Raw genomic sequence first — 19,653 nt, 5'->3', positions numbered from 1 at the left:
GTGGAATGAGCGTGAAGGAAATGATCCAGGTCAATCGAAAGACTTTTGGTAACGCCTGCGCCCTTGAACCTCAAAATTGTGGCCCCATATACCGGAGCAGAAGCGCGAGTTGAGTTCGCGCATGATTTTGAAAGGAGAAATCTATGGCTGACGAACAGACGCAGGATACGCAAACTCCAGACGCCAATTCGGCTGCCGGCGATGAACTGGCGACTCGTGTGCAAGTGCTCGAAGAGCAATTGGCCGCTGCGCAGGATCAATCGTTGCGTGTTGCCGCCGATCTGCAGAACGTCCGCCGCCGTGCCGAGCAGGATGTAGAGAAGGCTCACAAGTTCGCGCTGGAAAAATTCGCCGGTGACCTGCTGCCGATCATCGACAGCCTGGAGCGTGGTCTTGAGTTGTCCAACCCGGACGATGAAAACATCCGCCCAATGCGCGAAGGCATCGAGCTGACCCTGAAAATGTTCCAGGACACCCTGAAGCGTTATCAGTTGGAAGCTATCGATCCGCAAGCCGGCGAGCCGTTCAATGCTGAACATCACCAAGCCATGGCCATGCAAGAAAGCCATGACCTGGAACCTAATAGCGTGATCAAGGTGTTCCAGAAGGGTTACCAGCTCAACGGTCGCCTGATGCGTCCGGCAATGGTGGTGGTGAGCAAGGCTCCTGCACCCGTTGCACCTTCTATTGATGAGCAGGCTTGAAATTCGCCGCAAGGCCCCCATTTATAAGTCAAGCGTTTAAGTGCTACCGCAGTTAGCCAAAACTGCTGCGGCAACCAAATTCAAGTTTCGGGAGAGTAAATCATGGGCAAAATTATCGGTATCGACCTGGGGACCACCAACTCCTGCGTCTCCGTGCTGGAAAACGGCGTTGCAAAAGTTATTGAAAACGCCGAAGGCGCACGTACCACTCCGTCGATCATCGCTTACGCCAACGACGGTGAAATCCTCGTCGGTCAATCGGCCAAGCGTCAGGCGGTGACCAACCCGCACAACACCCTGTACGCGGTAAAGCGTCTGATTGGTCGTAAGTTCGACGAAGAAGTCGTACAGAAAGACATCAAGATGGTGCCTTACAAAATCGCCAAGGCCGACAACGGTGACGCCTGGGTTGAAGTGAACGGCCAGAAAATGTCGCCGCCGCAAATCTCGGCTGAAATCTTGAAAAAGATGAAGAAGACCGCCGAAGACTACCTCGGTGAAGCAGTGACTGAAGCGGTGATCACCGTTCCGGCCTACTTCAACGACAGCCAGCGCCAGGCTACCAAAGACGCCGGCCGCATCGCGGGCCTGGATGTAAAACGTATCATCAACGAACCAACCGCAGCCGCGCTGGCTTACGGTATGGACAAGGCCAAGGGCGACCACACCGTGATCGTTTACGACCTGGGTGGCGGTACGTTCGACGTCTCCGTGATCGAGATCGCAGAAGTTGACGGCGAGCACCAGTTCGAAGTGTTGGCCACCAACGGTGACACCTTCCTGGGTGGTGAAGACTTTGACATTCGTCTGATCGACTACCTCGTTGACGAATTCAAGAAAGAAAGCGGCATGAACCTCAAGGGTGACCCGCTGGCCATGCAGCGCCTGAAAGAAGCCGCTGAAAAAGCCAAGATCGAGCTGTCTTCCGCTCAGTCGACTGACGTGAACCTGCCGTACATCACTGCAGACGCTACCGGTCCTAAGCACTTGAACGTGAAGATCTCGCGTTCCAAGCTCGAAGCATTGGTTGAAGACCTGGTTCAGCGCACCATCGAACCTTGCCGCATCGCGCTGAAAGACTCCGGTATCGACGTTGGCTCGATCAACGACGTGATCCTGGTGGGCGGTCAGACCCGTATGCCACTGGTTCAGAAGCTGGTCACCGAGTTCTTCGGCAAAGAAGCCCGTAAAGACGTGAACCCGGACGAAGCCGTTGCCATGGGTGCTGCCATCCAGGGTGCGGTACTGGCCGGTGATGTGAAAGACGTGCTGCTGCTGGACGTAAGCCCGCTGACCCTGGGTATCGAAACCATGGGTGGCGTGATGACTGCGCTGATCGAGAAAAACACCACGATTCCTACCAAGAAATCTCAGGTGTTCTCGACTGCCGATGACAACCAGGGCGCCGTGACTATCCACGTGCTGCAGGGCGAGCGTAAGCAAGCTGCACAGAACAAGTCCCTGGGCAAGTTCGACCTGGCTGAGATTCCACCAGCACCACGTGGCGTGCCACAAATCGAAGTGACCTTCGACATCGACGCCAACGGCATCCTGCACGTCGGCGCGAAAGACAAGGCCACCGGCAAAGAGCAGAAGATCACCATCAAGGCCAACTCCGGCCTGTCTGATGAAGAAATTCAACAGATGATCCGTGATGCTGAAACCAATGCTGAAGCCGACAAGAAGTTCGAAGAGTTGGCAGGCGCCCGTAACCAGGGTGACGCGCTGGTTCACTCGACGCGCAAAATGATCGCTGATGCTGGCGACAAAGTGACAGACGAAGAGAAAACCGCAATCGAAGCGGCAGTGGTTGCGCTGGAAGCCGCCATTAAAGGCGACGACAAGGCTGCCATCGAAGCCAAGGTTGAGGAGCTGTCGAAAGTCTCCGCGCCAGTTGCTCAGAAAATGTACGCCGAGCAAGGCCAGCCGGCTGACGGCGCTGCGCAACAAGCAGAGCCTGAAGCCAAGCACGACGATGTTGTCGATGCTGAGTTCGAAGAAGTTAAAGACAACAAGTAAGTTGTCGCCCGGTTGACCGCGCACAAGCGGTGACTGGTAGGATGTCGCCGCGCGGGAGCTTGCTCCCGCGTTGGCGTGTCTGGGGTATGCGAATTTTTACAGCATGCGACAACGCTCGGATGCTGGCGGTGTGAACGGGAATGCTCCTGCTTTCCGAATGACAGTCACCGCGTTTTTGGCCGGCTCCCTGGCTGAAAACAGTAATGACCAGGATCGTTGAATTGACGTGAGTTGGGTCCGGGCCTGTATTGGGGCTCAACGAGTTTGGCAGGGTTCAGGAGGGCCAGGTCGAACGTCCTTAAGAGTGCAAAGACTTATGGCAAAGCGTGACTATTACGAAGTATTGGGTGTGGAGCGTGGCGCCAGCGAGGCGGAGCTGAAAAAAGCCTACCGTCGCCTGGCGATGAAGCACCACCCGGACCGTAATCCGGATAACAAAGAATCCGAAGAGATGTTCAAAGAGGCCAACGAGGCCTACGAATGCCTGTGTGATCCCAATAAGCGTGCGGCCTACGACCAGTATGGCCATGCTGGCGTCGACCCGAGCATGGGCGGCGGCGGTGCCGGTTTTGGTGGCCAGAACTTCTCCGATATTTTCGGCGACGTATTCAGCGACTTCTTCGGCGGCGGCCGTGGCGGTCAGCGTGGCGGCCCTCAGCGCGGCAGCGACCTGCGTTACACCCTGGAGCTGAACCTGGAAGAAGCCGTGCGCGGCACCAGTGTCAATATCCGTGTGCCGACGCTGGTCAACTGCAAGCCGTGCGACGGCTCGGGTGCGAAGAAAGGCTCCTCGCCGATCACGTGCCCGACCTGCGGCGGTATCGGGCAGGTACGCATGCAGCAGGGCTTCTTCTCGGTGCAGCAAACCTGCCCGCGTTGCCATGGCCAGGGCAAGATCATTTCCGATCCGTGCGACTCCTGCCACGGCGAAGGCCGCGTCGAAGAGTACAAGACGCTGTCGGTGAAAGTGCCGGCGGGTGTGGATACCGGTGATCGTATTCGACTGTCGGGCGAAGGCGAGGCGGGTGCCCAGGGTGGCCCTACGGGCGACCTGTACGTGGTGATCAATGTGCGCGAGCACTCGATCTTCCAGCGTGACGGCAAGCACTTGTTCTGCGAAGTGCCGATCAGCTTTGTTGATGCGGCCCTGGGTGGCGAGCTGGAGATTCCGACGCTGGATGGTCGGGTCAAGCTCAAGATTCCCGAGGGGACTCAAACCGGCAAGCAGTTCCGCATTCGTGGCAAAGGCGTTGCGCCCGTGCGCGGTGGCGGTGCTGGCGACCTGATGTGCCGTGTGGCGGTGGAAACCCCGGTGAACCTGAATCGTCGTCAGCGTGAACTGCTGGAAGAGTTCCGCAGCTCGCTGGAAGGCGATGACTCCCACTCGCCGAAGACTACGGGCTTCTTCGACGGTGTAAAACGCTTCTTCGGCGACCTGTAAGGATCTGAATATGCGACGTATAGCCGTAATGGGCGCTGCCGGGCGCATGGGCAAGACGCTGGTCGAGGCGGTGCAGCAACGCTCGCCGGCCTCCGGGCTGACGGCGGCGATTGTTCGCCCAGGCAGTACGTTGATCGGCGCGGACGCAGGTGAGTTGGCCTCATTGGGCCGCATCGGTGTTTCGTTGTCTGGCAACCTTGAGCAGGTGGCTGACGAGTTCGACGTGCTGATCGACTTCACCCTGCCGGAAGTGATGCTGAAAAATCTGGCCTTCTGCCGTAAGGCGGGCAAGGCTATGGTGATCGGTACCACCGGTTTGAGCGCCGAGCAGAAACAGTTGCTGGTGGAGGCGGGCAAGGATATTCCGATCGTCTTCGCTGCCAATTTCAGCGTGGGCGTAAACCTGTCGCTGAAATTGCTGGACCTGGCGGCGCGCGTGCTGGGTGATGAGGCTGATATCGAGATTATCGAGACTCATCACCGTCACAAGATCGACGCCCCGTCGGGCACTGCGTTGCGCATGGGTGAAGCTATTGCCGATGCGCTGGGCCGCGATTTGTCGAAAGTGGCGGTATACGGGCGTGAAGGCCACACAGGGGAGCGCGCACGCGACACCATCGGTTTTGCAACCGTGCGCGGCGGTGATGTGGTTGGCGATCACACCGTGCTGTTCGCCACCGAAGGCGAGCGCCTGGAGATCACGCACAAAGCCTCCAGCCGCATGACTTTCGCCAAGGGCGCGGTGCGTGCTGCGCTTTGGTTGGACGGCCGCGAGCCGGGCCTGTACGACATGCGTGACGTGCTGGATTTGCACTAACCAGTAGCTAAAACGGGGGCTCAGGATTATCCTGTGGCCCCGTTTTTACCCGCTAGGCGACGTCCTGTCGCATTCCCCTGCCTTTAAGGCTCATTAGCGGTGGACCAAAAAAGCCTTTTTCTGTAAGCTACAGCTTTAGTGTGTCCACTAAAAGCGCGCAGAATAATTCAGTGAAGAAGCGGGGTGACGTGTCCATACGTCACTCCGCTTTTTTACAACCTGCGATCGCCCTTTCAGGCTTTATTTACGGGAGGTCTTCTTGACTAAGCCAGCCATACTCGCCCTTGCTGATGGCAGCATTTTTCGCGGCGAAGCCATTGGAGCCGACGGTCAGACCGTTGGAGAGGTGGTGTTTAACACTGCCATGACCGGCTATCAGGAAATCCTTACCGATCCTTCCTACGCCCAACAGATCGTTACCCTGACCTATCCGCACATCGGCAACACCGGCACTACGCCGGAAGATGTCGAGTCTGATCGTGTCTGGTCGGCGGGCCTGGTGATTCGTGACCTGCCACTGGTTGCGAGCAACTGGCGTAACACGATGTCGCTGTCCGATTACCTGAAAGCCAACAACGTTGTGGCGATCGCCGGTATCGATACGCGCCGCCTCACGCGCATCCTGCGTGAAAAAGGCTCGCAGAACGGCTGCATCATGGTCGGTGACAATATCTCCGAAGAGGCGGCGATTGCCGCGGCGCAAGGTTTCCCCGGCCTGAAGGGCATGGACCTGGCGAAAGTCGTCAGCGTTAAAGAGAAGTACGAGTGGCGTTCCACTGTGTGGGATCTGAAGACCGACAGCCACGCGACTATCGAGGCTGCCGATCTGCCTTACCACGTGGTCGCCTATGACTACGGCGTCAAGTACAACATCCTGCGCATGTTGGTCGAGCGCGGTTGCCGTGTGACCGTGGTGCCCGCGCAAACCCCTGCCAGCGATGTGCTCGCGATGCAGCCGGACGGTGTGTTCCTGTCCAACGGCCCGGGTGACCCTGAGCCATGCGACTACGCTATCCAGGCCATCAAGGACGTACTGGAGACCGAGATTCCGGTGTTCGGCATCTGCCTTGGCCACCAGTTGCTGGCTTTGGCCTCCGGCGCCAAGACCCTGAAAATGGGCCACGGCCACCACGGTGCCAACCACCCGGTACAAGACCTGGACACCGGCGTTGTGATGATCACCAGCCAGAACCACGGTTTTGCGGTGGATGAAGCCTCCCTGCCGAGCAATGTGCGCGCCATTCACAAGTCGCTGTTCGACGGCTCCCTGCAAGGCATCGAGCGCACCGACAAGAGCGCGTTCAGCTTCCAGGGCCACCCTGAAGCCAGCCCGGGCCCGAACGACGTAGCGCCGCTGTTCGACCGTTTCATCAATGAGATGGCCAAGCGACGCTGACTGAGTGGCCTGCGGGCGGCCCCGGATTGCGGTGGCCCCCGCAGGCTCTTCAAAGATTGTTCAAGACGGCTTGCCGACTGACCTGCGGATTTGAGTGACAAACCCATGCCAAAACGTACAGACATAAAAAGCATCCTGATTCTCGGCGCTGGCCCGATCGTGATCGGCCAGGCCTGCGAATTCGACTACTCCGGCGCGCAGGCCTGTAAAGCCCTGCGCGAGGAGGGCTACCGCGTCATCCTGGTGAACTCCAACCCGGCCACCATCATGACCGACCCGGCCATGGCCGACGCCACCTACATCGAGCCGATCAAGTGGCAGACCGTTGCCAAGATCATCGAAAAAGAGCGTCCGGACGCGCTGCTGCCAACCATGGGTGGCCAGACCGCTCTGAACTGCGCCTTGGACCTGGAGCGCGAAGGCGTCCTGGAAAAGTTCGGCGTAGAGATGATCGGTGCCAATGCCGACACCATCGACAAGGCTGAAGACCGTTCGCGTTTCGACAAGGCCATGAAGTCCATCGGCCTGGCGTGCCCACGCTCCGGTATCGCCCACAGCATGGAAGAGGCCAATGCGGTCCTCGAGACCCTGGGCTTCCCGTGCATCATCCGTCCGTCCTTCACCATGGGCGGCACCGGCGGTGGTATTGCTTACAACCGTGAAGAGTTCGAAGAAATCTGCGCGCGTGGCCTGGACCTGTCGCCGACCAAAGAGCTGCTGATCGACGAATCGCTGATCGGCTGGAAAGAATATGAGATGGAGGTTGTCCGCGATAAGAAGGACAACTGCATCATCGTCTGCTCCATCGAAAACTTCGACCCGATGGGCGTGCACACCGGTGACTCGATCACCGTGGCACCAGCACAGACCCTGACCGACAAGGAATACCAGATCCTGCGTAACGCCTCCTTGGCGGTACTGCGCGAGATCGGCGTTGAAACCGGCGGTTCCAACGTCCAGTTCGGCATCTGCCCGGACACCGGCCGCATGGTCGTGATCGAGATGAACCCACGTGTATCGCGTTCTTCGGCGCTGGCCTCGAAAGCGACCGGTTTCCCGATTGCGCGTATCGCTGCCAAGCTGGCTATCGGCTACACCTTGGACGAGCTGCAAAACGAAATCACCGGCGGCGCTATGCCGGCGTCTTTCGAACCGTCTATCGACTACGTCGTGACCAAGCTGCCGCGCTTTGCCTTCGAGAAATTCGCCAAGGCGGATGCGCGCCTGACCACCCAGATGAAGTCGGTCGGTGAAGTCATGGCCATCGGCCGCACGTTCCAGGAGTCCCTGCAGAAAGCGCTGCGCGGCCTGGAAGTCGGTGTTTGCGGCCTGGACGAGAAGCTCGACCTGAGCAACCCGGAAAGCATGAGCATCCTCAAGCGCGAGCTGACCGTGCCGGGCGCCGAGCGTATCTGGTACGTGGCTGACGCCTTCCGTGCCGGCCTGAGCGTCGAAGATATCTTCGGCATGAACATGATCGACCCGTGGTTCCTGGTGCAGATCGAAGATCTGATCAAGGAAGAAGAGAAGGTCAAGACGCTGGGTCTGTCGTCTATCGACCGCGACCTGATGTTCCGCCTCAAGCGCAAAGGCTTCTCCGACCAGCGTCTGGCCAAGCTGCTGGGTGTGACCGAGAAGAACCTGCGTACTCATCGCCACAAGCTGGATATCTTCCCGGTCTACAAGCGCGTTGACACCTGCGCCGCAGAATTCGCCACCGACACGGCCTACATGTACTCCACCTATGAGGAAGAGTGCGAAGCCGCGCCGACGGGCCGCGACAAGATCATCATCCTGGGTGGCGGTCCGAACCGTATCGGCCAGGGCATCGAGTTCGACTACTGCTGCGTACACGCCGCCCTCGCCCTGCGCGAAGACGGGTACGAGACCATCATGGTCAACTGCAACCCGGAAACGGTTTCCACTGACTACGACACGTCCGACCGTCTGTACTTCGAGCCGGTAACGCTGGAAGACGTATTGGAAATCTGTCGGGTCGAGAAGCCTAAAGGCGTGATCGTCCAGTACGGCGGCCAGACCCCGCTGAAACTGGCGCGTGCCCTCGAAGCCGCTGGCGTGCCGATCATCGGTACCAGCCCGGATGCAATCGACCGTGCCGAAGACCGTGAGCGTTTCCAGCAGATGGTTGAGCGCCTGAACCTGCGTCAGCCGCCGAACGCCACCGTGCGCAGCGAAGACGAAGCCATTCGCGCGGCCAGCAAGATCGGCTACCCGCTGGTGGTGCGTCCGTCCTACGTACTGGGCGGCCGGGCGATGGAAATCGTCTACGAAGAAGAAGAACTCAAGCGCTACCTGCGTGATGCGGTGAAAGTCTCCAACGACAGCCCGGTGCTGCTGGACCACTTCCTCAACTGCGCCATCGAAATGGACGTGGACGCGGTCTGCGACGGTACTGACGTCGTGATCGGCGCGATCATGCAGCACATCGAGCAGGCCGGCGTTCACTCCGGTGACTCCGCGTGCTCCCTGCCGCCGTACTCGCTGCCGGCGCACATCCAGGACGAGATGCGCGAACAGGTCAAGAAGATGGCCCTGGAACTGGGTGTGGTCGGCCTGATGAACGTACAGTTGGCGCTGCAAGGCGAAGACATCTACGTCATCGAAGTCAACCCGCGTGCCTCGCGTACCGTACCGTTCGTGTCCAAGTGCATCGGTGTGTCCCTGGCCATGATCGCTGCGCGTGTGATGGCTGGTAAGACCCTGAAGGAAATCGGCTTTACCAAGGAAATCATTCCGAACTTCTACAGTGTGAAAGAGGCGGTGTTCCCGTTCGCCAAATTCCCTGGTGTGGACCCGATCCTGGGCCCAGAGATGAAGTCCACCGGTGAAGTGATGGGTGTGGGCGATACCTTCGGTGAAGCATTCGCCAAGGCCCAGATGGGTGCCAGCGAAGTGCTGCCGACCGGCGGTACTGCGTTTATCAGCGTACGTGATGACGACAAGCCACTGGTTGCAGGGGTCGCCCGCGATCTGATCAACTTGGGCTTTGAAGTCGTGGCTACCGCCGGGACCGCCAAGCTGATCGAAGCTGCCGGCCTGAAAGTACGTCGCGTGAACAAGGTGACGGAAGGCCGTCCGCATGTGGTCGACATGATCAAGAATGACGAAGTCACTCTGATCATCAACACCACCGAAGGTCGCCAGTCGATCGCGGACTCCTATTCCATTCGTCGTAATGCCTTGCAGCACAAGATTTACTGCACCACTACCATTGCTGCTGGCGAAGCTATCTGTGAAGCGCTGAAGTTCGGTCCGGAAAAGACCGTGCGTCGCTTGCAGGATCTACACGCAGGATTGAAGGCATGAGCATAACCAAATACCCGATGACCGTTCAGGGCGCGCGCGCCCTGGAAGAGGAGCACGCCCATCTGACCAAGGTCGTACGTCCAAAGCTGAGCCAGGACATCGGTACGGCCCGCGAGCTGGGTGACTTGAAGGAAAACGCCGAATACCACGCTGCTCGCGAGCAGCAGGGTATGGTCGAGGCGCGGATTCGTGACATCGAAGGCCGTATGCAGAATGCGGTGATCATCGATGTCACCACCATCCCGCATACCGGCAAGGTAATTTTCGGCACGACCGTGGAAATCGCCAACGTCGAGACCGACGAAAGCGTGACTTACCAGATCGTGGGTGAGGATGAGGCTGACTTCAAGCAAGGCAAGATCTCTGTCGGCTCGCCGATTGCTCGCGCCTTGATTGCCAAGGAAGAAGGCGACGTGGTTGCCGTGAAAACGCCGAGCGGCGTCATTGAGTACGAGATTGTCGAAGTTCGTCACATCTGAAAGACGGCGCCCGCTGCGTGCGGGCGCCATGCTTTGGCAGCTCTCTCAGATGCTTTGGGTGGGCGGCCTATGGCTGTTACATATTGGTGTATTGCCGGCGTTGGGCCTGATTGGCCTGGCGCCGCTGCTGATCGATGAGATCGACGGATTGCTGAGTGCGCTGCTGGTGGGTTTTGCGGCGACGTGCGTGATGCTTCAGGTGTTGGTGCTGATCAAGGCCGAAGGCCTGAAGAGTTTGTGGCGGGATATCCGCGGGCAACTGCTGTTGATGGCGCTGTATGCATGCGCAATGTTTTGCGTGGTGCATGTGTGGCTGCCGCAAGCGTTGCGCTGGCAGTTATTCAGCTATCTTGTGCTAGGGTTCTCTGGCCTGGTGCTGGTTATGCAACCTGCGCCGGGATGGAGTGGCGGGGCGCGCGAAGCACGCCCTTGACCCTTTTCATCATTTGAAGCGATGAACGTTCGACAGTTGCTTGTTGACGCTGAAGTTCTTGCGATACAGCAGCGCCATCTTGCCGATGACCTGAACCAGGTCCGCTTTGCCGACCTTGCACAGTTCTGCAACGGCGGCCAGGCGCGCTTCGCGATCAAGGATGTTGACCTTGATCTTGATCAGTTCGTGATCGTTCAGTGCGCGCTCGAATTCGGCTAGCACACCCTCAGTCAAACCGTTGTCTGCCACAATCAGAACTGGTTTCAGATGGTGGCCAATGGATTTGTACTGTTTCTTCTGCTCTTGAGTGAGCGGCATAATCTGACCCCTGCGTCTGATCTTGTAAAAAGCGGCGGCCAGTTTACCCGAGCGAGTCCGGGACCGCCCAGTTAATCACGACCCGTTTTATTTTTTCGAGGTGGCCCGTGGCCCGTTCCAAAACCAGCCTTAAGTGGCTACAAGAACATTTCAATGATCCTTACGTCAAAAAGGCGCAAAAGGACGGCTACCGTTCCCGGGCCAGCTACAAGTTGCTGGAGATCCAGGACAAGGACAAATTGATTCGTCCAGGCATGAGCGTTATCGATCTCGGCGCGGCCCCCGGTGGCTGGTCCCAGGTGACCAGTCGTCTGATTGGTGGGCAAGGTCGATTGATCGCTTCGGACATCCTCGAGATGGACAGCATCCCGGACGTGACCTTTGTTCACGGCGATTTCACCGAGGACAAGGTATTGGCCGAGATCCTGGAGGCTGTGGGAAATTCGCAGGTAGACCTTGTGATTTCCGACATGGCCCCCAATATGAGTGGATTACCGGCTGTTGATATGCCGCGTGCCATGTTCCTGTGTGAACTGGCGCTGGATCTGGCAGGTCGGGTGTTGCGTCCGGGTGGCGATTTCCTGGTGAAGGTCTTCCAGGGCGAAGGTTTCGACGAGTACCACAAGAACATTCGCAAGTTGTTCGACAAGGTACAGACACGCAAGCCGGACTCATCCCGTGACCGGTCCAGGGAGCAGTATCTGCTGTGCCGTGGCTTCCGCGGTGTCGAAGGCGCTGCGAGCGAAGAGCGTTTTTGAGAAATTCGAGGAGGGCGATAGGTTTTTTTATATCGCTTTCGTCACGAAGCTTTACGAATATTGCGTAGTCAAAGTTTCACAAAGGGTTACAGACGGCGCCTGCCAGAGTTGTAGGTAATGTAGTAAGTTAGGCCGGTGAATATCATGCGAAGCGCGCGCCAGTAGCGGAGCTTGCTTCAGAGGGTAGTTAATTGAACGATATGGCAAAGAATCTGATCCTGTGGTTGATCATCGCGGCTGTCCTGGTGACGGTGATGAACAACTTCTCCAGCCCTAACGAGCCGCAGACCCTCAACTATTCCGACTTCATCCAGCAAGTTAAGGATGGCAAGGTCGAGCGCGTAGCGGTTGATGGCTACGTGATTACCGGTAAGCGCAACGATGGCGACAGCTTCAAGACCATTCGTCCTGCCATTCAGGACAACGGTCTCATCGGTGACCTGGTGGATAACAAGGTCGTTGTGGAAGGCAAGCAGCCTGAACAGCAAAGCATCTGGACCCAGCTCCTGGTGGCCAGCTTCCCGATCCTGGTGATTATCGCCGTGTTCATGTTCTTCATGCGCCAGATGCAAGGCGGTGCGGGAGGCAAGGGCGGGCCGATGAGCTTCGGCAAAAGCAAGGCGCGCCTGCTCTCCGAAGACCAGGTGAAGACCACCCTGGCTGACGTCGCAGGTTGCGACGAAGCCAAGGAAGAAGTCGGTGAGTTGGTCGAGTTCCTGCGTGATCCGGGCAAGTTCCAGCGCCTGGGTGGCCGTATTCCTCGCGGTGTGCTGATGGTGGGGCCTCCGGGTACCGGTAAAACCTTGCTGGCCAAGGCGATTGCCGGCGAAGCCAAGGTGCCTTTCTTCACGATTTCCGGTTCTGACTTCGTCGAGATGTTTGTCGGCGTCGGCGCCAGCCGTGTTCGCGATATGTTCGAGCAGGCCAAGAAGCACGCGCCATGCATCATCTTCATCGACGAAATCGATGCCGTCGGTCGCCATCGTGGCGCGGGCATGGGGGGTGGTCACGATGAGCGTGAGCAGACCCTCAACCAGTTGCTGGTAGAGATGGATGGTTTCGAGATGAATGACGGCATTATCGTCATCGCCGCAACCAACCGTCCCGACGTTCTCGACCCTGCGTTGCTGCGTCCGGGCCGTTTCGACCGCCAGGTTGTGGTCGGCCTGCCGGACATTCGTGGTCGTGAGCAGATCCTGAAAGTACACATGCGCAAGGTGCCAATGGGTGACGACGTGGCTCCGGCTGTGATCGCCCGTGGTACTCCCGGTTTCTCCGGTGCTGATCTGGCGAACCTGGTGAACGAGGCTTCGCTGTTCGCTGCCCGTACTGGCAAGCGCATCGTTGAGATGAAAGAGTTCGAATTGGCGAAAGACAAGATCATGATGGGCGCCGAGCGCAAATCCATGGTCATGTCCGAGAAAGAGAAGCAGAACACCGCTTATCACGAGGCAGGTCACGCCATTGTAGGTCGCGTTGTGCCTGAGCATGACCCCGTCTACAAAGTGTCGATCATTCCTCGTGGTCGGGCACTGGGTGTGACCATGTTCCTGCCGGAAGAAGATCGCTACAGCCTCTCCAAGCGTGCGCTGATCAGCCAGATCTGCTCGCTGTATGGTGGCCGTATTGCTGAGGAAATGACCCTTGGCTTCGACGGTGTGACCACTGGCGCCTCCAACGACATCATGCGTGCCAGCCAGATTGCGCGAAACATGGTGACCAAGTGGGGCTTGTCGGAAAAACTCGGCCCATTGATGTACGCCGAAGAAGAAGGCGAAGTGTTCCTGGGCCGTGGCGGCGGTGGGCAAAGCGCCAGCTTCTCGGGTGAGACAGCCAAGCTGATCGACTCCGAGGTTCGCAGCATCATTGACCAGTGCTACGGCACGGCCAAGCAGATCCTCACTGACAACCGTGACAAGCTGGACGCCATGGCTGATGCGTTGATGAAGTACGAAACCATCGATGCCGACCAGATCGACGACATCATGTCGGGCCGCACGCCGCGTGAGCCGCGCGACTGGGAAGGTGGTTCGGGTACTTCGGGCACTCCGCCTGTGGTGCAGAATGAGCGCCCTGAAACGCCTATCGGCGGCCCGGCAGCTGATCACTAAGGTTTGAAATGACTTCTGCTTTGTCCTCTACCCGGTTGCCTTGCGGCAACCGGGTTCTTGATTTGGCCCGGACGCATGTCATGGGCATCCTCAATGTAACCCCTGACTCCTTTTCCGATGGTGGCCGCTTCAGTCAGTTGGACGCCGCGTTGCGCCATGCCGAGGCGATGGTGGCTGCCGGTGCGACGCTGATTGATGTGGGTGGGGAATCGACCCGCCCCGGCGCCCGCGTTGTTTCTCCATTGGAGGAGCTGGAGCGGGTGGCGCCGGTAGTTGAGCGTATTGCCCGCGAGCTGGATGTCATCATCTCGGTAGACACCTCCACCCCGGCAGTGATGCGCGAAACCGCGCGTCTGGGGGCTGGGTTGATCAACGATGTGCGTTCCTTGCAGCGCGACGGCGCCCTTGATGCGGCCGCTGCAACCGGCTTGCCTGTCTGCCTGATGCATATGTTGGGTGAGCCCGGCAACATGCAGGACAATCCGCATTACGACGATCTGGTCGGCGAGGTGGGTGGGTTTCTTGCTGAGAGGGTTGCCCAGTGTGTGGCTGTGGGTATTGCGCCCGAACAGATCATCCTCGATCCGGGGTTTGGCTTTGCCAAGACCCTGCAGCACAATCTAAGCCTGTTCAAACACATGGAAGCGCTGCACGCCCTTGGTCGCCCGCTGTTGGTCGGCGTTTCGCGCAAGAGCATGATAGGGCTCGCCTTGAATCGCCCCGTCGGCGAACGCCTGTATGGCGGCCTGGCGCTTGCGGCGCTTGCCGTGACCAAGGGCGCACGTATTTTGCGTGTGCATGATGTCGCCGAAACGGTCGATGTGGTGCGCATGCTCGCTGCTGTAGAATCAGCCGAATAAGAATGATGGAGTACTTATGACTAAAAAATATTTTGGCACCGACGGCATTCGTGGTCGGGTCGGCGAATTCCCGATCACCCCTGATTTCATGCTCAAACTGGGTTGGGCGGCAGGCATGGCGTTCCGCAGCATGGGCGCGTGTCGCATCCTGGTGGGCAAGGACACCCGTATTTCGGGCTACATGTTTGAGTCTGCGCTGGAGGCCGGATTGTCCGCCGCCGGGGCCGATGTGATGTTGTTGGGGCCTATGCCCACGCCGGCAATCGCTTACCTGACGCGTACCTTCCACGCTGAAGCCGGTATTGTGATCAGCGCCTCCCACAATCCTCATGATGACAACGGCATCAAGTTTTTCTCGGGGCAGGGCACCAAGTTGCCTGACGAGATCGAGTTGATGATCGAAGAGCTGCTGGATGCGCCGATGACGGTGGTCGAGTCCAGCAAGCTGGGCAAGGTGTCGCGCATTAACGACGCGTCAGGCCGCTATATCGAATTCTGTAAAAGCAGCGTCCCGAGCAGCACCAATTTTGCAGGCTTGAAGATTGTTGTCGATTGCGCCCATGGGGCGACCTACAAGGTGGCGCCGAGCGTCTTCAAGGAACTGGGTGCACAGGTTACCGTGCTGTCGGCTCAGCCCAACGGCTTGAACATCAACGACAACTGCGGTTCCACCCACATGGAGCAGCTGCAGGCTGCTGTGCTGGCTGAGCATGCGGACCTGGGCATCGCTTTTGATGGCGATGGCGACCGCGTGCTGATGGTGGATCACACTGGCACGATCGTGGATGGTGATGACCTGTTGTTCATCATTGCCCGTGACCTGCATGAGCGTAACAAGCTGCAAGGTGGCGTGGTCGGCACTCTGATGAGTAATCTCGGGCTGGAATTGGCGTTGGCAGAACTGGGGATTCCCTTTATTCGCGCCAATGTCGGTGACCGCTACGTGATCGCCGAACTGCTGGAGCGTAACTGGTTGGTCGGCGGCGAGAACTCCGGGCACGTGGTCTGCTTCCAGCACACCACCACGGGTGACGCGATCATCGCCGCGCTACAGGTGCTGTTGGCCCTGCGTCGCCGCGAGGAGAGCCTGGCCCAGGCGCGTCAAGCCCTGCGCAAGTGCCCGCAAGTGCTGCTCAATGTGCGTTTTGCCGGTGGCGAAAACCCCATCGAGCACCCTGCTGTCAAAGAGGCTTGCGAGCGCGTGACCCAGGCAATGGCGGGGCGCGGGCGTGTGTTGCTGCGCAAGTCCGGCACAGAGCCGCTGGTGCGTGTGATGGTCGAAGGCGAGGACGAAACACAGGTTCGCGGCCATGCCGAAGACCTGGCAAAACTGGTAACTGAAGTTTGCGCCTGAATTCGGCTTGCCAGTGATGATGTGGTTGGGTAACATCTGCGCCCACTTTGACCGACGGGGTACAGCATGCGTCGCACTATGGTAGCTGGTAACTGGAAGATGCACGGTACCCGCGCCAGTGTCGCTGAGCTGATCAACGGCCTTCGTCACTTGGCCTTGCCTAGCGGTGTTGACGTCGCGGTGTTCCCGCCTTGCTTGCATATCAACCAAGTGGTTGATGGCTTGAAGGGCAAGTCGATTCAGGTCGGCGCGCAGAACTCTGCGGTAGAGCCGATGCAAGGTGCGTTGACCGGCGAGATTTCGCCGAGTCAGCTGGTTGATGCGGGTTGTTCCTATGTGCTTGTCGGGCACTCCGAGCGTCGCCAGATGATGGGCGAGCGGGATGGGACGCTCAACCGCAAGTTCGCCGCAGCACAGGCTTGTGGCTTGATTCCGGTGTTGTGCATAGGGGAGACCCTTGAGCAGCGCGAATCGGGCAAGACTCTTGAAGTTGTCTCGCGTCAACTGGGCAGCATCATCGAGGAGCTGGGTGTTGGTGCATTTGCAAAGGCAGTTATTGCTTACGAGCCGGTCTGGGCCATTGGCACCGGGCTGACTGCTACACCGCAACAGGCGCAGGATGTGCACGCAGCCATCCGCGCGCAGTTGGCGGCAGAGAATTCTGAAGTCGCACAAGGTGTGCGGCTTCTATACGGCGGCAGCGTGAAGGCGGCCAATGCGGTCGAACTGTTCGGCATGCCGGATATCGATGGGGGGCTCATTGGTGGAGCTTCCCTGAATGCAGATGAGTTCGGTGCGATCTGTCGCGCCGCGGGAAACTGAAAAAATGCTGGAAACAGTCGTAGTCGTTTTTCATCTGTTGGCTGCCCTGAGCGTAGTTGCTCTGGTTTTGTTGCAACAGGGTAAAGGTGCGGATGCTGGTGCGTCTTTCGGTGCAGGTGCTTCAAATACTGTGTTCGGAAGCCAAGGTTCCTCTACCTTTCTTAGTAAGTTTACTGCTATACTTGCCGCAGGTTTCTTCATAACCAGCTTAGGGTTAGGTTACTTTGCTAAAGAGAAAGCTCATGTGCTGACTCAAGTAGGTTTGCCAAACCCAGCAGTGTTGGAAGTTCCAAAAGCAAAACCGGCTTCTGATGATGTCCCGGTGCTTCAAGAGCAAAAGTCGGCTACTCCAGCGACTGACGTACCTCCAGCTCAAGAGCAGAAGTAAGAAGGGTTGTAAGCGCTGTATTGCCGAGGTGGTGGAATTGGTAGACACGCAACCTTGAGGTGGTTGTGCCCATAGGGTGTAGGGGTTCGAGTCCCCTTCTCGGTACCAATTATCAGGAGAGCCCGCTGTTGCGGGCTTTCTTGTAGGTGGAAGGTTACATTGACCCTGTAAGGGATCGGTCGTATACTTCCGCCCCAGCTTTGTCGCGGGGTGGAGCAGTCTGGTAGCTCGTCGGGCTCATAACCCGAAGGTCGTCGGTTCAAATCCGGCCCCCGCAACCAGTTTTAGCGGAGCCCCTTTTAAGGGGCTTTTTGTTAGCTGGACACTTTCAACGCCGCTGTTCGACGGCGTTTCAAGGATGGGCGTTTCGCCCATTTTTTTATTTTGCACAGCATGCACATACATGCACGAGGGGGTTCAGGTGTCGAGCAAGCTAGAAGAGTTGCAGGCCTTGTTGGCCCCGGTGGTCGTGGCCCTAGGCTATGAATGCTGGGGTATTGAGTTTTCGGCTCAAGGTCGCCACTCAATGTTGCGCGTTTATATCGATAAAGAGGGCGGTGTGCTGGTGGACGATTGTGCCATTGTCAGCCGTCAGATCAGCGGTGTGCTGGATGTTGAAGATCCAATCTCCGTTGAATACACCCTTGAAGTTTCCTCGCCAGGCATGGAACGCCCACTGTTCACTATCGAGCAGTTTGCTAAATATGCCGGTGAACAAGTGAAGATCAAGCTGCGCTCCCCCTTTGAAGGGCGACGCAACTTTCAGGGCCTTCTGCGCGGTGTAGAAGAGCAGGATGTCGTGGTGCAGGTAGAAGACCACGAGTTCCTGTTGCCGATCGATATGATCGACAAGGCCAACATTATTCCCAGTTTTGACTGAGACGCGGATCCCGCGGATCCAATGGCTTGCGAAAGGCGAGGCGTACGATGAGCAAAGAAGTACTGCTGGTTGTTGAGTCGGTATCCAATGAAAAGGGTGTACCGGCAAGCGTGATTTTTGAAGCGTTGGAGCTGGCCCTGGCCACTGCTACCAAGAAACGTTTTGAAGACGAAGTAGATCTGCGTGTGGAAATCAACCGCCACACCGGTGCCTATGAGACTTTCCGTCGCTGGACGGTGGTCGAAGAGGACGATCTTGATGATCCGGCCATCGAAACCTGGCCAAGCAAGGTTGCGCAAACGCATCCGGGCGCTCAGGTTGGCGATGTTGTCGAAGAAAAGATCGAGTCGATCGAATTCGGCCGTATTGCTGCACAGACCGCCAAGCAGGTCATTGTGCAGAAGGTTCGCGAAGCCGAGCGCGCTCAAGTCGTTGACGCCTATCGCGAACGCCTGGGTGAAATCATCTCTGGCACCGTGAAAAAAGTTACCCGCGACAACGTGATCGTCGACCTGGGCAACAACGCCGAAGCGTTGCTGGCCCGCGAAGACATCATCTCTCGCGAAACCTTCCGTGTCGGCGTGCGTCTGCGTGCGCTGCTCAAGGAAATCCGCACCGAGAACCGCGGCCCGCAGTTGATCCTGTCGCGTACCGCGCCGGAAATGCTGATCGAGCTGTTCCGTATCGAAGTGCCGGAAATCGCCGAAGGCCTGATCGAAGTGATGGCTGCGTCCCGTGACCCGGGTTCGCGTGCCAAGATCGCGGTCCGCTCCAAGGACAAACGCATCGACCCGCAAGGCGCTTGCATCGGTATGCGCGGTTCGCGCGTCCAGGCAGTGTCGGGAGAATTGGGCGGTGAGCGTGTGGACATCGTCCTGTGGGACGATAACCCGGCGCAGTTCGTGATCAACGCCATGTCGCCAGCTGAAGTGGCGGCAATTATCGTTGACGAAGATGCCCATGCAATGGACATCGCCGTTGGCGCAGACAATCTGGCTCAGGCCATTGGTCGTGGTGGTCAGAACGTGCGTCTGGCCAGCCAACTGACCGGCTGGACCCTGAACGTGATGACCGAATCGGACATCCAGGCTAAGCAGCAAGCTGAAACCGGTGACATCCTGCGCAACTTCATCGAAGAGTTGGAAGTCGATGAAGAACTGGCACAGGTGCTGGTAGATGAAGGCTTCACCAGCCTGGAAGAGATTGCCTACGTACCGTTGGAAGAAATGCTCAACATCGACGGCTTTGACGAGGATATCGTCAACGAGCTCCGCGCTCGGGCCAAGGATCGTTTGTTGACTAAAGCCATCGCTACTGAGGAAAAGCTGGCAGACGCCCATCCGGCCGAAGACCTGCTCTCGCTTGAGGGTATGGACAAGGATTTGGCGATGGAACTGGCGGTGCGCGGCGTAATTACCCGCGAAGACCTGGCCGAGCAGTCTATTGACGATCTGCTCGACATCGACGGCATTGACGAAGATCGTGCCGGCAAGTTGATCATGGCCGCCCGAGCCCATTGGTTCGAGTAATTAGGCGCGGCCTGAGG

At 58.1% G+C, this 19,653-nt stretch carries 17 protein-coding genes and 2 tRNA genes; 18 read left to right on the top strand and 1 reads right to left on the bottom strand.

From position 1 onward, the window contains the following. The first annotated feature begins 143 nt into the window (after positions 1 to 143). The 8 genes from grpE (at position 144) to AB9N64_RS13335 (ending at position 10,616) form a co-directional block, all read left to right on the top strand. Complete coding sequence (gene grpE, locus AB9N64_RS13370) at positions 144 to 704, top strand: nucleotide exchange factor GrpE (RefSeq protein WP_003194215.1); 561 nt, start codon at positions 144 to 146, stop codon at positions 702 to 704. A gap of 102 nt (positions 705 to 806) precedes the next feature. Next, complete coding sequence (gene dnaK / locus AB9N64_RS13365; protein WP_014719959.1) at positions 807 to 2,723, top strand: molecular chaperone DnaK; 1,917 nt, start codon at positions 807 to 809, stop codon at positions 2,721 to 2,723. A 316-nt stretch (positions 2,724 to 3,039) separates the two neighbouring features. Then, on the top strand, positions 3,040 to 4,164 hold the full coding sequence (gene dnaJ, locus AB9N64_RS13360) for a molecular chaperone DnaJ (protein ID WP_014719958.1): 1,125 nt from the start codon (positions 3,040 to 3,042) through the stop codon (positions 4,162 to 4,164). Positions 4,165 to 4,174: 10 nt separating this feature from the next. Continuing rightward, a complete protein-coding gene (gene dapB, locus AB9N64_RS13355) occupies positions 4,175 to 4,981 on the top strand; it encodes a 4-hydroxy-tetrahydrodipicolinate reductase (RefSeq protein ID WP_014719957.1) in 807 nt (268 codons plus the stop codon). Positions 4,982 to 5,240: 259 nt separating this feature from the next. After that, positions 5,241 to 6,377 carry a glutamine-hydrolyzing carbamoyl-phosphate synthase small subunit gene (gene carA / locus AB9N64_RS13350; RefSeq protein WP_003194208.1) on the top strand — a complete coding sequence of 379 codons (1,137 nt, stop codon included), beginning with the start codon at positions 5,241 to 5,243 and terminating at the stop codon, positions 6,375 to 6,377. A gap of 105 nt (positions 6,378 to 6,482) precedes the next feature. Then, positions 6,483 to 9,704, top strand: a complete 3,222-nt coding sequence (gene carB, locus AB9N64_RS13345; protein ID WP_003194205.1) for a carbamoyl-phosphate synthase large subunit — start codon at positions 6,483 to 6,485, stop codon at positions 9,702 to 9,704. Positions 9,705 to 9,706: 2 nt separating this feature from the next. Beyond that, complete coding sequence (gene greA, locus AB9N64_RS13340; protein ID WP_032873232.1) at positions 9,707 to 10,183, top strand: transcription elongation factor GreA; 477 nt, start codon at positions 9,707 to 9,709, stop codon at positions 10,181 to 10,183. A 28-nt stretch (positions 10,184 to 10,211) separates the two neighbouring features. Then, the gene (locus tag AB9N64_RS13335; RefSeq protein ID WP_014719955.1) at positions 10,212 to 10,616 is read left to right on the top strand and encodes a hypothetical protein; all 405 of its coding nucleotides are present in this window, start codon (positions 10,212 to 10,214) and stop codon (positions 10,614 to 10,616) included. Between the two features lie 9 nt (positions 10,617 to 10,625). On the opposite strand, the gene AB9N64_RS13330 is transcribed toward AB9N64_RS13335, so the two are convergent. Then, positions 10,626 to 10,934, bottom strand: a complete 309-nt coding sequence (locus tag AB9N64_RS13330; protein WP_003176146.1) for a YhbY family RNA-binding protein — start codon at positions 10,932 to 10,934, stop codon at positions 10,626 to 10,628. A 107-nt stretch (positions 10,935 to 11,041) separates the two neighbouring features. Here AB9N64_RS13330 and rlmE point away from each other — a divergent pair, with 107 nt between their 5' ends. The 10 genes from rlmE (at position 11,042) to nusA (ending at position 19,636) form a co-directional block, all read left to right on the top strand. Next, complete coding sequence (rlmE, locus tag AB9N64_RS13325) at positions 11,042 to 11,692, top strand: 23S rRNA (uridine(2552)-2'-O)-methyltransferase RlmE (protein ID WP_014719954.1); 651 nt, start codon at positions 11,042 to 11,044, stop codon at positions 11,690 to 11,692. 200 nt (positions 11,693 to 11,892) lie between these two features. After that, positions 11,893 to 13,803: an ATP-dependent zinc metalloprotease FtsH gene (ftsH, locus tag AB9N64_RS13320; protein WP_019817951.1), complete on the top strand. Its 1,911-nt coding sequence runs from the start codon at positions 11,893 to 11,895 to the stop codon at positions 13,801 to 13,803. Positions 13,804 to 13,811: 8 nt separating this feature from the next. Next, complete coding sequence (folP, locus tag AB9N64_RS13315) at positions 13,812 to 14,663, top strand: dihydropteroate synthase (RefSeq protein ID WP_014719952.1); 852 nt, start codon at positions 13,812 to 13,814, stop codon at positions 14,661 to 14,663. A gap of 16 nt (positions 14,664 to 14,679) precedes the next feature. Continuing rightward, positions 14,680 to 16,017, top strand: coding sequence for a phosphoglucosamine mutase (gene glmM, locus AB9N64_RS13310; RefSeq protein ID WP_003194195.1), 1,338 nt, complete (start codon positions 14,680 to 14,682; stop codon positions 16,015 to 16,017). A 66-nt stretch (positions 16,018 to 16,083) separates the two neighbouring features. After that, a complete protein-coding gene (tpiA, locus tag AB9N64_RS13305) occupies positions 16,084 to 16,839 on the top strand; it encodes a triose-phosphate isomerase (protein ID WP_003194193.1) in 756 nt (251 codons plus the stop codon). Positions 16,840 to 16,843: 4 nt separating this feature from the next. Beyond that, the gene (gene secG / locus AB9N64_RS13300; RefSeq protein WP_003194191.1) at positions 16,844 to 17,227 is read left to right on the top strand and encodes a preprotein translocase subunit SecG; all 384 of its coding nucleotides are present in this window, start codon (positions 16,844 to 16,846) and stop codon (positions 17,225 to 17,227) included. A 22-nt stretch (positions 17,228 to 17,249) separates the two neighbouring features. After that, positions 17,250 to 17,335 (top strand) — tRNA-Leu (locus AB9N64_RS13295). Between the two features lie 96 nt (positions 17,336 to 17,431). Further along, positions 17,432 to 17,508 (top strand) — tRNA-Met (locus AB9N64_RS13290). Positions 17,509 to 17,648: 140 nt separating this feature from the next. Continuing rightward, positions 17,649 to 18,107, top strand: a complete 459-nt coding sequence (gene rimP, locus AB9N64_RS13285) for a ribosome maturation factor RimP (RefSeq protein ID WP_032873230.1) — start codon at positions 17,649 to 17,651, stop codon at positions 18,105 to 18,107. A gap of 47 nt (positions 18,108 to 18,154) precedes the next feature. Further along, positions 18,155 to 19,636, top strand: coding sequence for a transcription termination factor NusA (gene nusA / locus AB9N64_RS13280; protein WP_003194187.1), 1,482 nt, complete (start codon positions 18,155 to 18,157; stop codon positions 19,634 to 19,636). Positions 19,637 to 19,653 lie beyond the last annotated feature (17 nt).

The sequence above is a fragment of the Pseudomonas sp. KT_2_4 genome (assembly GCF_041410225.1).
Taxonomy (GTDB): domain Bacteria; phylum Pseudomonadota; class Gammaproteobacteria; order Pseudomonadales; family Pseudomonadaceae; genus Aquipseudomonas; species Aquipseudomonas paracarnis.
The sequence above is the reverse complement of the archived record's forward strand: the minus strand, read 5'-3'. Positions and strand labels throughout refer to the sequence as shown.